Annotated in this window: 9 protein-coding genes; 2 read left to right on the top strand and 7 right to left on the bottom strand. The window is 73.2% G+C overall.

What is annotated here, in order from left to right:
- Window positions 1–129 precede the first annotated feature (129 nt).
- Window positions 130–1,458, top strand: a complete 1,329-nt coding sequence (locus SGA01_RS22735; RefSeq protein WP_167534160.1) for a cation:proton antiporter — start codon at window positions 130–132, stop codon at window positions 1,456–1,458.
- A gap of 84 nt (window positions 1,459–1,542) precedes the next feature.
- Here SGA01_RS22735 and fxsT read toward each other — a convergent pair whose 3' ends face one another.
- From fxsT to SGA01_RS22715, 4 genes are all read right to left on the bottom strand, one after another.
- Window positions 1,543–6,132: an FxSxx-COOH system tetratricopeptide repeat protein gene (fxsT, locus tag SGA01_RS22730; RefSeq protein ID WP_141298260.1), complete on the bottom strand. Its 4,590-nt coding sequence runs from the start codon at window positions 6,130–6,132 to the stop codon at window positions 1,543–1,545.
- Window positions 6,132–7,238 (bottom strand): AAA family ATPase, encoded by a 1,107-nt coding sequence (locus SGA01_RS22725; RefSeq protein ID WP_055643713.1) that lies wholly within the window; start codon window positions 7,236–7,238, stop codon window positions 6,132–6,134. Before SGA01_RS22725 ends, fxsT begins: the two co-directional genes overlap by 1 nt.
- Window positions 7,235–8,770: a VMAP-C domain-containing protein gene (locus tag SGA01_RS22720; protein ID WP_141298259.1), complete on the bottom strand. Its 1,536-nt coding sequence runs from the start codon at window positions 8,768–8,770 to the stop codon at window positions 7,235–7,237. The genes SGA01_RS22725 and SGA01_RS22720 overlap by 4 nt, the downstream gene beginning before the upstream one ends.
- Before the next feature lie 139 nt (window positions 8,771–8,909).
- Complete coding sequence (locus SGA01_RS22715) at window positions 8,910–9,326, bottom strand: organic hydroperoxide resistance protein (protein WP_141298258.1); 417 nt, start codon at window positions 9,324–9,326, stop codon at window positions 8,910–8,912.
- 149 nt (window positions 9,327–9,475) lie between these two features.
- On the opposite strand from SGA01_RS22715, the gene SGA01_RS22710 reads away from it, so the two are divergent.
- Complete coding sequence (locus tag SGA01_RS22710) at window positions 9,476–9,958, top strand: MarR family winged helix-turn-helix transcriptional regulator (protein ID WP_141298257.1); 483 nt, start codon at window positions 9,476–9,478, stop codon at window positions 9,956–9,958.
- Window positions 9,959–10,010: 52 nt separating this feature from the next.
- Here the strand turns inward: SGA01_RS22710 and SGA01_RS22705 are convergent, their stop codons facing one another.
- Genes SGA01_RS22705 through SGA01_RS22695 form a run of 3 tightly spaced genes read right to left on the bottom strand, consistent with a single transcriptional unit; the run spans window position 10,011 to window position 12,902 of the window.
- The gene (locus SGA01_RS22705) at window positions 10,011–11,486 is read right to left on the bottom strand and encodes an MFS transporter (protein WP_141298256.1); all 1,476 of its coding nucleotides are present in this window, start codon (window positions 11,484–11,486) and stop codon (window positions 10,011–10,013) included.
- Window positions 11,483–12,088, bottom strand: a complete 606-nt coding sequence (locus SGA01_RS22700; protein WP_141298255.1) for an NAD(P)H oxidoreductase — start codon at window positions 12,086–12,088, stop codon at window positions 11,483–11,485. Before SGA01_RS22700 ends, SGA01_RS22705 begins: the two co-directional genes overlap by 4 nt.
- A 43-nt stretch (window positions 12,089–12,131) precedes the next feature.
- Window positions 12,132–12,902: an SDR family oxidoreductase gene (locus tag SGA01_RS22695; RefSeq protein ID WP_141298254.1), complete on the bottom strand. Its 771-nt coding sequence runs from the start codon at window positions 12,900–12,902 to the stop codon at window positions 12,132–12,134.
- Window positions 12,903–13,029: the final 127 nt, after the last annotated feature.

Raw genomic sequence — 13,029 nt, 5'->3', positions numbered from 1 at the left:
TCATGCTGACCCCCCGTTCGAGGCGGCATACGCCAAATGGCTTCCACGATAGGCCACTTGGCGCGTCGGCGGCTACACTCCGTAGGGACTGTGCCACAGTGTGCGGCATATGCCAGAAGGGGTGTGCCGGTGAGTTCGGACTCCGTCGTCACGCATGTCGTCGCAGCGCTCGCCGTGGTGATCACGACCTCCTCCGCCCTGGGCGCGGCGGCCCGCAGGCTGGGCCAACCACCGGTCGTGGGGCAGCTCTTCGCGGGCATCGCGCTCGGCCCCAGCCTCCTGGGGCTGGTACCCGGCCGGGTGTACGAGACGCTCTTCCCGGCGGAGATCCAACCCATCCTCACCTCCTTCGCCCAAGTGGCCCTGGTCCTCTTCCTGTTCGCCGTCGGATACGAACTGGACCTGGGCCTCCTGCGCGGTCAGCGGGCGGTGGCCGCCGTCTCCCTGGGCGGCTTCGTCATCCCCATGGCCATGGGCGCGGGCCTGGTCATGCTGCTCCCCGAGGCCTTCGTGGCGGTCAACGGCGGACGCCCGGTCGACGCCACCTTCACCCTCTACATGGCGGTGGCGCTGTCCATCACGGCGGTCCCGGTGCTCGCGAGCATCATCAAGGACCAAGGGCTCGGCGGGACCGTCCCCGGCACGGTCGCGATGGCCTCGGCCGGTGTCATCGACGCGCTGAGCTGGCCCGTCCTCGCCGTGGTCCTGGTGGGAGGCGCGCACGGCTCGCTGCGCGACTGGGGGGTCAAGGCCGCCCTGCTGGCCGTGTACGTCCTGGTGATGCTCTTCGCCGTACGCCCCCTGCTGGCCTGGTGGAAGGGCCGGGCCGGCGCCCGGGTGTCCTACCAGGTCCCGGTCGCCGTGTCCGTGGCGCTGGCATCGGCCTGGGCCACCAACGCGCTCGGGCTGCACGTCATCTTCGGCGCGCTCCTCGCCGGGGTCGTGATGCCCCGCCGCCCCGACGGCACCCCGGACGGCAGCCTGCTGCGCCCGCTCCAGGACGCCGGGGGCCTGCTGCTCCCGGTGTTCTTCGCGGTCTCCGGGATGGCCGTCGCGCTCGACGGGCTGCACGGCTCCGACCTGCTGCTCCTGGTGGTGATATGCGCCGCGGCGGTGGTGAGCAAGGTGGCCTCCGGCACGCTCGCGGCCCGAGGCGTCCGCATCCCCTGGCGGGACTCGCTGCTGATCGGCGTCCTGCTCAACACCCGTGGACTCACCGAACTCATCGTGCTCAACGTCGGGTTGGCGACCGGCGTGATCGGCCCCCGGCTCTACGCGCTCCTCGTCGTGATGGCGCTCCTGACCACGGCCGCCGCCGGACCGCTGATCAGACTGCTGCGCCGGCCGCCCAAGGGCCGCCCGGCGAGCACCGGCACGCCCCCGGAGACCCTGCCCGGCCAGGGGCCGGACGCGGGCCCCGTTCCCGCCGCGGGTGCCGAAGCGGCGCCCGCGCCGTAGCGGCGGCCACGGTCGTCGAGGCTGCCGGGACGCCTGCGGGCCGGCCGGGTCCCGGAGACCCGGCCGGCCTTCCCGTACCCCGTACTAGAAGGGCACGGGTGCGATGTCGACGTCCGCCCGCCGTCCGCCCGCCGAGGCGGCGATCGCCGGGTGGTCCTCGCCGAGCCGGCGGCGGTAGTGGGTCAGGGTCTCGGTGTGCAGGGCCGTGGCCTCGGCGTCGCGGTTCAGCGCGCGCAGGTCGAGGACCATGTTGTTGGCGCAGGCCAGCGTGGTCGGGTGGTCCTCGCCGTGGTCCCGCGTAAGGATCTCCAGGGTCTTCTCGTCCAGCTCCAGGGCCTCCGTGACACGCCCCTCGGCCGCGTACTGGCTGGCCGCGCCGATGGCCGTGGTCAGCGTGAGGACGTGCGTGTCGCCCAGCGACTCGCGCATCCCGGGCAGGGCCACCGCGAGGTGCTCCCCGGCGGCGTCGAGGTCCCCGAGGTGCCGCAGGGTGAGGGCCAGGTTGGTGCGGGCCGACAGGGTGTAGGGGTGGTCGGCCCCGAGCTTCGCCGCGTAGCGGTCGACGGTCGCCTCGCCGAGCTCCCGCGAGCGCCGCAGCTGACCGTCCTGCCGCAGGTCGACGACGAGGTTGGCCCCGCAGGCGACGGCGTCCGGGTGGTCGGGTCCGAAGCGGTTCACGAACTTCGTCCACACCGTCTCCGAGAGCTCCAGCGCCCCTTCGTGGTCCCCCGCGCGGCGGCGGCACACCGAGAGGACGCGGCCACAGCCGAGGGTGGTGGGGTTGTCCTCGCCGAAGGCAGCGATGTAGCGGGCGTAGACGTCCTCCTGGTGGGCCACGGCCTCCACGTAGTCGCCGGTCTCGCGGATGTCGATCGACAGGCCGCTCAGCGTGTTCAGGGTGTCGAAGTGGTTCTCGCCCAGGTTGAGGGCGCGCAGCCGGGCCGTCTCCGTGTCGTACACGCGAGCCTCCCGGTACAGCCCCATCAGCCGCAGGCCGACGCCCAGGCTGTGGGCCGCACGGAGGGTGGCCGGGTCGTCCTCGCCGAACGCCCGCAGGGAGCGCTCGTACACCGACCGGTTGATCTCCAGACCCCGTGCCATCTCGGCCCGCAGCCGCAGGCCGGTGCACAGCTGGATGAGGGCGTCGAGGGTGCCCTCGTCGTCCTCGCCCGCGGTCCGGATGTACGTGTCCGCCGTGCGCTGCATCATCGCGGCGGCTTCCTGGTACTCACCGAGCACGCGCAGGGTGAAGGCCAGCCACTTCGCCATCTCCAGCGTCTGCTGGTCCTCGGGGCCGAACCTCTCGGTCCAGATCTCCAGCGCCTCGCGGGCCATCGCCGCCGAGCCCTTGTGCTCGCCCCAGACGTAGAGGAACTCCACCATGCCGCGGACGAGACCGCGTACCCACGGCGACTCGCACTCCACGGCCCGGGACACCACCACGTGCGGGAGCAGCGCCTGGTAGCGCGGCCACAGTTCGCGCGAGGCGGGGCTGTTGGGGTTGGCGTCGGCGAGGAGCAGATGGGCGCCGTGCCGCATGTCCGCCTGCTGCTGCGGGGACATGCGGTTGACCAGCACGGCCTGGACCAGTCGGTGCAGCTGGATGGTGTCGTGCCGGTGCTCGATGCGGGCCAGCGCGTAGACGTTGATCTCCCGGATGGCCCGGCCGAGTTTGATCGGATGCCGCAGGGCGTCGTCCAGCTCCGGGGCGATCGTGGTGCTCCGCGAGTTGTTGAACAGGGAGCGGGAGATCGGCTCGGGTGCGAAGAAGGAGCAGACCTGCAGGAGTTGGAGCGCGGCCGGGTTGCGCTGTTCGAGCTGGCGCAGGGAGACGTCCCAGGCGGCGGCCACCGACATGGGGTAGTCCGGCGACGGGACGAGTTCGAGCATCAGCTCGGCGATCTTCTCGTTGATCAGCCGCAGGTACTCGGGCACGGCCATGCCGGTGACGGCCTGCCAGGCCGCCGCCTGCTCGATGGCGAGCGGCAGGTCGCCCAGGGCCTCGGCGAGCTTGTCGGCGTCCTCGTCGGTCAGGTCGCGGGCGCGCCGGCGGAGCAGCGACTTGCTCTCCTCGCGGGAGAAGACGTCGACGGAGAGCGTCCGGGCCACCCGGTCCCACTCCTGGTTCCGGGACGTGATGAGGATCTTGCCCGTGCCGCCGGTCGGGAAGTAGGGGCGCACGGCCTCGACGTTCTCGGCGTTGTCGAAGACGAGCAGCCACCTGCTGTACGGATCGCCGCGGCGCAGCGCCTCACGGACGGCGGGCACGGCCCGGTTGGCCTCGCTGCCCGCGTTCAGGCCCATCCGCTGGGCGAGTTCGGTGAGCGCCGTCAGGATCATCGTGGGCTGTTCGGAGGGGATCCACCAGACGATGTCGTAGTCGGACGCGTACCGGTAGACGTACTCGATGGCGATCTGGGACTTTCCGACACCGCCCATGCCGTGGAGCGTGTGGGGCAGCACCGCCGAGGTGTCGCCGGTCAGCAGCTGCTCGCGGACCTGCGTGAGGAGGTCCTCCCGGCCGACGAAGTTGGGGTTGTTCGGGGGGACGTTGCCCCAGACGGCGGGTACGGAGAGCCGCGGATGGGTCTGCGGCTGGGGCTGCGGGGCGGCCGGGCCGGGGATCGGCGTGCCGTGCGCGGGAGTCGTCGTGCCGTGGGCAGGGGTCGTCCCGGTGTCCGACTGCCCGTCGGGACTCGGGCCGGGAATCGACTGGACTGGGGTCCCGTTCAAGGCCCCTCCGTCTTCGCGCTGGTGCTGACTGGCAGTGGTGTCGGTCATGGCAAGGCCGCCCGTGTCGGAATTTTCAGGTGTATGACGGATATCGTGGACTAATAGCGGATCGTTCGGTACGAGCGACGCTCCCGGCGGGCCGCCTTCCAGGGCCGCGCTGATCCGCTGCGCCCGCTCCAGATACGGCCCGGAGAGGGCGCGGAGCACGGCCAACTCGACCCGGACGAACGGAAGACTTTCCTCCGTCAGTGGCGGGTCGGGTACGTCCTCCGGGGCGAGCAGGGCGCCGCGCAGCCCCCGGGCCGCCTCGAAGCGGTCGGCGTAGAAGTCGGACATCGAGCGCGCCACCCGCGCGGTGTCCCCCCGCATCGCGCTGGACAGCAGGGCCTCACGCGCCCCGTCGACGAAGTCCAGCGGTGTCGGGAAGGCGGCGCCGCTCGGCTCCTCGGAGGGCAGCTCCTCGACCAGGCCGCTGAGGAACAGCTCGGCCACATGCGCCGGTTGGGCCTCCGGCACCAGCTTGAGCCGGACGTCCCGCACCAGGCGGGGTTCGAGGACGGTGGCGGCCAGATGGGTGGCCAGCCGGAAGGCGGTGGGCGTGGCGTGGCTGCGGAAGCGGCGGACGCGCTCCTGCACCGACGGGGCGCAGGGCTCGTCCTCCTCGTCGTCCTCCCACGCGGCCGGGGCGGGCGCGCCGAGGAGCAGGACGGACGCGTCGGTCCACCCCGGCTCCGTACCGGCCACGAGCGCGGCCCAGCGGCCCAGCCAGCCGGCGTCCAGCTCAAGGACCGGAACCGCCACCCGCCAGGTCGAGGGCGGCGGGTCGAACGGGTCGAGCTCCGCCTCCGGGAAGTGCACGGACAGTTCGGTGTTGCGGGCGCCCGCACGCGGGCCGCGGACCCGCACCCGACGGGGCGTCAGGGCAGTGCGGTGCCAGTCCCGCTGGGACAGCAGGTGCACGACCGCCGTCGGCCCCGCCGTCGCCCACAGCTCCAGGGCCCTCGCGCCCGCCTCGCCCCGCCACAGCGGCGCCAGGGCGTCGGTCAGGACGAGGACGATCCGGCGGCCGGTCCTGTCGACGAGCTCGGCGGGGTCGCCGGCCGGGCCGCGCTCCCCGTACGGGCCGCGGAGCACCACTTCCTCGCCCGTCGCGGTCTCGCGCACGCCCAGCCTGCGGACCCGGACGTCCCGGAAGGCGCCCGACTGCTCCACCACGGCGGTGAACTCGGCGACCGTCTGCTCCCAGATCGTCATCGTCACGTGGTCGTCGACGACCAGGACCAGGTCGAAGCGGCGCTCGTCCGCCGACCGGACGTAGGGCAGCCACAGGCCGTCCTCGGCGGCGCGCTCGGCGGTGACCTCCTCGTCCAGCTCGATCTCGGACGCCGAGGGCACCACCTGTCTCAGCGGCCGGAGCCAGCGGCCGATACCGGCCGCGTCCCGCAGGTCCGGTGCGGGGCCGGCCCGGACGTACACGTCCTGGAAGTCGCCCGTGAGGGGGTACGCGGAGACCGCCTCGCCCTCGGGCGGGAGCCGGCCGGGGCCGCCGGGGGCCACCGCCGGCCAGGGGACACCGGGCAGCCGGGGCGCGGGGTCCGGGCCGCCGCCGTTCGCGGCCGGGCCGGGAGCGCGGTCGGGAGTGCCGTGGGGAGCGCCACTGGCAGCCCCGCCCGGTGTCCCGTCGGGCGCTCCACCGGGCGGCGGTCCGTGGCTTTCGGGCAGCCCGGAGCCCGCCGACGGCTCGGGGTCGTCGGCGGGCCCGTGACCTTCGGGTCTCCCGTGGCCGTCGAGCGGTCCGGAGAGGCCCGGCGGCATCGCCGGCCGGGGGCGCGGCGGGTCGGTGGACGGGGGCAGCCGGGCCGCGAGCGTCTGGTACGCGTGCAGCCACAGCGCCTCCGCCAGCTCGAAGGCCTCCGGTTCGGGCCGGGCGTCTTCGTCCATCAGGGTGCTCCCGAGAGTTCGCGCCAGAGCGCGTCCAGCAGCTCGCCCCAGGCCTCGTCGTCCTCCCGGACGCCCGCCGTCCGCAGGAAGACCGCGTTCAGCAACTGGTCCGTGGCCAGTCCGCCGTTCTTCCGGCTGCGCTCCATGAAGGCCCGGATCATGGCGTCGGGCCGGCCGCCCTGGTCCCGGAAGTGGGCGGCGATCATCGCGGCGAGCTGGTCCTCGCGCGGCGGGGAGACGTCCAGCCGGACGCAGCGCCTGAGGAAGGCCGGCGGGAACTGGCGCTCGCCGTTGCTGGTGATCACGATGAACGGGAAGGCCCGGCACTTCACCCGCCCGTCGGTCACGGTGACCGTCTGGTCCGGGTCGTCGGTGAACACCCGTGCCTCGCCCTCCTGATGGCGGGCGCGGACCAGCTCGGGGACGTCGTACGAGCCGTTCTCCAGGACGTGCAGGAGGTCGCTCGGCAGGTCGATGTCGCTCTTGTCGAGCTCGTCGATGAGCAGGACGCGGGGGAGTTCGTACGGCAGCAGGGCGGTGCCCAGCGGGCCCAGCCGGACGAAGTCCCCGATCCTCGCCCCGCCCGCGCCGTCCTCAGGGCCGCTCCCGGTCGCCTGGGACGGCACCGGGAGGCCGGACCGGACGCGCCCCAGGGACGCCTGGGCCCGCCCGATGGCGTCGTACTCGTAGAGCCCGGAGCGCAGGGTGCTGCGGGAGGTGATGCCCCAGTGCAGGACCCGGCCGAGGCCCAGCTCGCGTGCGACGAGGTAGGCCAGGGTGGACTTGCCGGTGCCGGGCCGGCCCGTCACCAGCAGGGGCCTGCGGAGCAGCAGCGCGGTGTTGATCATGTCGATGTCGTGCGCGTCCTGCCGGGGCGTGGCGCGGCTCACGGCGCCGAGGCGCCGGTCGCTCTCGGAGCTCTCGGCCGGCACGGGGGGCAGCACCGGGCCGCCGTCGAAGTCCCGCCAGCCGGGTGGCGCCGGCAGGATGTCGCCGAGTCGGATGTCGGTCAGCGGCTGGCCGGTCCCCCGGTAGATCCACCAGCTGCGGCTGCTGACGTGCCCGCCGTTCCGACCGCTCTCGACCGGATGTTGGACACCGCTCATGTTTCCCCCTCGTCGTCGTGTCCGCCCCGTGCGTTCCCGGTGTCGGTCCCCGGCGACCCGGACCAGTCGACGATGCGGTTCGGGTCGTCGAAGAGCACCGCGACATGCCGTCCCACATGGACGTCCCGTTGTGCGGCGGCGGCTGTGGCGGCCTCGTTCCGCAGCTGCTGGACGCGCTGCGGCAACTCGACCGGCTTACCCTTCATGAGCTTCTTGGCCGCCCGTTTGCGGAAGTCGGCCGGTGCCCCCGGACGCCGGTCCCACACGGCCATCGGCACCCCGGAGCGCAGGGCGGTCTCCAGCGAGTCCCGGCTGCCGCCGGGGCCCTGGAGCGGGGGGTCGTTGAGGGCGACGGCGACGAGCCGCTCGTCGGCGGTGAGCCTGCTGTTCCACTGGACGGGGTCGTGGCCGCGGCGGCCCGCCGTGTCCCAGTGGCAGACGGTCTCGTGGCTGTCCTGCATCTGCTGCCAGCGGTTGTGCCACCGCCGGTGGAACTGCGGGGCCCGCATGCGCTCCAGGCTGCGCAGCACGACCGGATAGCTCAGGCACAGGGCGCTCGCGAAGGAGGACTGGGAGCCGAGCGGCAGCCATTCCATCGGATGGTTCAGGAGGTGGAAGGGGAGGACGAACTCCAGCACCGGACTGCCGGGGCGTCCCGCCCAGTCGTTCTCGGCCCGGTAGACGAGCTGCTCCACCGTGGGCCCGACCTCGGACAGGGTCACGACCCGGTCCTCGCCGCGCTCCGGCCGCCACGGCCCCGGACGGATCTGGCGCCAGTGGGACAGCAGATACCGGTCCGGGCTCATTCCGTGTTTGCACAACTGCACAACGAGACAGGCGGGAGCTGGTTGTGCCGCCGGGCCCCGGTCGCTCTCCGCGCGCACCGCGTCCAGCGGGGCCGCGAGGCTCAGCTTGGCGGCCTGGACGTCGTTCCATTCGCGCAGACCGACGGCGGTGGGCCGATGGGCCGGTGACCGGTCGAGCGCGGCGGCCACGTGCTCGACCAGCACCATGGTGGGGAGCAGGCCGTCGGGGCGGGCGTTTGCCCTGCTGAGGAAGTCGAAGGCCTCCCCGAGGGTGGCCACGGGCCGGTGGGGGAGGGGGAGGTCGCCGGCGGCCGCGTACAGCTCGCCGTGCGCGTCGAGGTGGTCGACGCGGGCCAGCAGCGCGCGGACGTCCCGTAACTCCGCTTCGGGCAGGGCCGCCAGGACCGGCGGGGCGGTGACGAGCTCCTTGATCCTCAGGACGGGGGCGGAGCCCGGCGCGTACACGTCCAGGGTGGCGAGCAGCTCGGGCAGTCCGCGCGGCTCCCGCAGGCAGGCCCGGACGATCTCCAGGGTGTCCAGCCGCGTCCGGCCGTGCCGGCGGACGTTGCCCAGCTCGGGTAACGGGCCGGCCAGCATGCTGATCAGGAGATCGCGTCCGTCCGGGGTGTCGAGACCCGTCACCGCGCACATCTGGTCCACCAGCGCGTGTTCGAGCGCCGGTGGATGAGCGACATGGCTCTCGCTGAACAATGGCCCCCCCGTCACGGGTCCGAAGGTCCCGACTCCCCATCGGACATGGGCGGTTCGGGCGCCGCGGTCCCCCGCTCAGGGTATGGCGCGGGCCTGACGCGTCGCCACCCCGTACGCGGGTTCCCTCAGGTTCCCTCCCCCGAAACCGTCCGGACTACTCGACGACCAGCTCGACCGCGATGTTCCCGCGGGTGGCCTTCGAGTACGGGCAGAAGGCGTGGGTCTTCTCCAGAAGGGTGAGGCCCGCCTCGCCCTGGAGGTGGTCGGGGAACTCGGCGCGCATGACGACCGAGAGGCCGAAGCCGCCGTCCGCCGCGTCCTTGCCGATGGAGACCTCGGCGGTGACCGAGGCCTCGGAGATGTCGATCTTCTCCTGGCGGGCGACCACGCCCATCGCGCTGGCGAAGCAGGCGGCGTATCCGGCGGCGAAGAGCTGCTCGGGGTTGGTGCCCTGGCCGTTGCCGCCGAGGGCCTGGGGGTGGGCGAGGGGGAGGTCGATGTGGCCGTCGGAGCTGACGGCGCGGCCCTCGCGGCCGTTGGCGGTGGCGACTGCGGTGTAGATCGCGTCCATGGTTCTTCCGTTCCTCTCCTCGGGGGTGGTGTCCCCCCTGCGGTGTCCTTGCTGCGGGTGTCCTTCTGGGGTGCCCTTCTATTGATAGCGCACGATTCGATTGTGCACAACTCAATCGCGTGTGAGCTGTCCTCGCGTATCCTGGAGGCATGGAGACGCTCGACACGGTCCCGGACGAGGATTTCCTCCGGCTCGACCACCAGATCTGCTTCTCGCTGCACGCGGCGACCCGCGCCTTCAACGGCGTCTACCGCGAGGCGCTCAAGGAGCTCGGGCTCACCTATCCCCAGTACCTCGTCATGCTCGTGCTCTGGGAGCACGGCGAGCTGCCCGTGAAGGGGATCGGGGAGCGGCTGCGGCTCGACTCGGGGACCCTGTCCCCGCTGCTCAAGCGGCTCGAAGCCGCCGGATACGTCGAGCGGCGCCGCAGCCCCGAGGACGAGCGGTCCGTCACCGTACGGCCGACCGGCGAAGGGACCGCGCTCAAGGAGAAGGCGCGCGGCGTCCCGCGCCGGATCGCCGCCGCGACCGGCCTCCCGCTGGAGGACATCCGCGACCTGCGGGAACGGCTCGACGCCCTGGCCGTCCGGCTCGACGCCGTCGACCCGGACGCCCTCTCCTCCTGCGTCTGAGCCTCACGTGGCGGCCGGGCCGGAACGTGAGGCTCAGACGCAAGGAGGCGGCTCACGTGCGGGGGACGCCCCGCAGGAGGGCGAGGACCACGACCGCCGTCACCAGGGCGAAGGCCGCGCTCAGCCCCGAGGCCGTGTGCAGGGCCGTGGTGAACGCCTCCCGGGCCTGGGCGATCAGGCCCTCGTCGGTCAGGGAGAGCGCCGCGCCCAGGCTCTCGTGGGCCGCCGCCGGGGCGTCCGCCGGAATACCCGTGCGGTAGACGGCCACGGCCACGCTGCCGGTCACCGCGATCCCCAGGGCCAGGCCCAGGTCGTAGGCCGTCTGCCCGGTGGCCGCCGCCGCGCCCGCCTTCTCCGGCGGGGCGGCGCCGACCGCGAGCGCCGTGCCGAGGACGCTGATCGGCGCCGCGCCGAACATGATCACGGCGAGGCCCAGGGCGGCTGCCGTCACCCCGGAGGCCAGGGCGACCGCCGCGTACCCGACGAGCGAGACGAGGAGCCCGCCGGCCAGGACGTACGCGGGGCGGACGCGGGCGGCCGCGAACGGCGTCAGCTGGGAGCCGGCGATCAGGGCGGCCGCCCCCGGCAGCAGCCACAGTCCCGCGTCGAGCGGGGAGAGCCCGGCGACCGACTGGAGGTACTGCGGGATCAGGTACTCGACGCCGTTCAGCGCGGTCATCCCCAGGAGCAGGGCGAGCAGCGCTCCCGTGAAGGCCCTGCTCCTGAAGAGCCGGAGGTCCAGGAGCGGGGTCGCGAGCCGGTTCTGGCGGCGGACGAAGAGGACGGTGAAGGCGCCGCCGAGGGCGAAGGCGGCCGCCGCCTCCGCCGTCGGGCCGTGCGCGGCCAGCGACTTCACGCCGTAGACCAGCGGCAGCACCGCGAGCAGGAAGAGGACCACGCTCGCCGCGTCGAGCCGACCCGGCTTCGGATCGCGGTACTCGGGCAGCAGCAGCGGGGCCGTGACCAGCGCGATCAGCATGATCGGCAGGCCCATCAGGAAGACCGACCCCCACCACCAGGCCGCGAGCAGCACCCCGCCGACGACCGGGCCGATCGCGAGGCCGACCGACAGGGCGGTCACCCACATCGCGATGGCCGTGGCCCGCTGCCGGGCGTCCGTGAACATGTGGCTGATCAGGGCGAGCGTGGACGGCAGGACCGCCGCGCCGGCCACCCCGAGGAGGGCGCGGGCCGCGATCAGCGTCCCGGCGTTCGGGGCGTACGCGGCGAGCAGCGAGGCGAGCAGGAAGCCCGCCGAACCCGCCATCAGGAGCCTGCGCCGGCCGAGCCGGTCCCCGAGCGTGCCCATGCTGACGAGCGTCGCCGCGGTGAGGAATCCGTAGATGTCGGTGATCCACAGCAACTGGGCGCCGCTGGGCCGGAGATCGGCGGAGAGGTACGGGGTGGCCAGCCACAGCACCCCGAGGTCGGCCGTCATCAGGGTGACGGGGAGCAGGAGGACGGCGAGGCCGAGCCACTGCCGGGCCCCGGCCTTCGCGGGCGCGGAGGTGTCCAGGGTGGTGGTCATCGCGAGAGAACTCCTTCCAGTGCCGCGTCCGCCTCGGCCAGCAGGGCCCGGACGCGCTCCGGGCGCCGGTCCTTCGGGACTCCGGAGAGCTCGGTGCCGTACACGATCCGCACGGACGCGTCCTCGATCCCGCAGTACTCCGAGACCCCGAGGCGCAGTTGGGTGTCCACGACCGCGGACAGGCCGAGGGCCTCGATCTCCTGGGCCGACTGGCCCATGAGGGCCAGCCACAGCATCCGCTTGGCGGCCAGGCGGGGCTTGCTGCGCCCGTAGGCGAAGCCGTAGTTCCACACCCGGTCGATCCAGCCCTTGAGGACGGCGGGCGGCGCCATCCACCACACGGGGAAGACGATCACGATGTCGTCGGCGGCCAGGATGCGGTCCATGTGGGCGTGGACCTCGGGGGAGTACCTCTTCTCCCGGTCCTCCCAGTCCGGTTCGTCGGCCGGCCGGAGGACGGGGTCGAAGCCCTCGGCGTACAGGTCGAGCACGTCGACGGTCCCTCCCGCGTCCTTCAGACGGGCGTGGGCGAGGTCCGCGACCTGGGCGGTGAGCGAGTCGGAGCGGGGGTGGGCGTGGACGAGGAGGGTGTGCGGGGCCATGACGGAGGGTCCTTCGGTGGAGGAGGGAGGGGAGCGGGGCGGGTCAGAGACCGAGGCCGGAGCCGCCGCTCGCGTCGATGTTCTGGCCCGTCACCCAGCGGGCGGCGTCGGAGGCGAGGAAGCCGACGACGTCGGCCACGTCCTCCGGCTGGCCCACCCGGTCGAAGACGGAGAAGCCGGCGGCGTGCGCCTTGGCCGCGGGGTCGGCCATCCACGGGTGGATGTCGGTCTCGATCGTGCCCGGGGAGACGGCGTTGACCGTGATGCCCCGGGAGCCGAGGGTCTGGGCGAGGGTCAGGGTCAGCACCTCGACGGCGCCCTTGGACGCGGCGTACGAGGTCATGCCCGGGAAGGCGACCTTGGTGACCCCGGAGGAGATGTTGACGATCCGGCCGCCGTCGCGCAGTCGGTCGAGCCCCTGCTTGACGATGAAGAACGGCGCCTTGGCGTTGACCGCGAAGACCCGGTCGTAGTCGGCCTCCTCGACCTCGTGGATCAGTCCGGGGCCGGCGATCCCGGCGTTGTTGACGAGGATGTCGAGGCCGCCGTCCTCGCCCGCCCCGGCGTCGAAGGCGCTCCAGAGGGCCTCGGCGTCGCCGGGGACGCCCAGTTCGGCGCGGATCGCGAAGGCGCTGCCGCCGGCCGCCTCGATCGCGGCGACCGTCTCCTTCGCCGCCGTCTCGTTGCCGGCGTAGTGGACGGCGACGCGGGCGCCGTCGGCGGCGAGGCGGAGGGCGATCGCCCGGCCGATGCCCCGGCTCGCGCCGGTGACGAGGGCGGTCTTGCCGGCGAGGGTGCGGGTGTCGGTGCTCATGGCGGGCTCCTGGTGTGTGTCTGTTCCGTCGTTTCCTGCTGACGGGAACGACTCTGCCGGGAGGGTGTTCGGGTCCGGCTCGGATCCTGTTCGGGCCTGGTCAGGGCTCTGTTCGGGCCCGGTTCGG

The sequence above is a fragment of the Streptomyces gardneri genome (genome assembly GCF_006539185.1).
Taxonomy (GTDB): Bacteria; Actinomycetota; Actinomycetes; order Streptomycetales; family Streptomycetaceae; genus Streptomyces; species Streptomyces gardneri.
The sequence above is the reverse complement of the archived record's forward strand: the minus strand, read 5'-3'. Positions and strand labels throughout refer to the sequence as shown.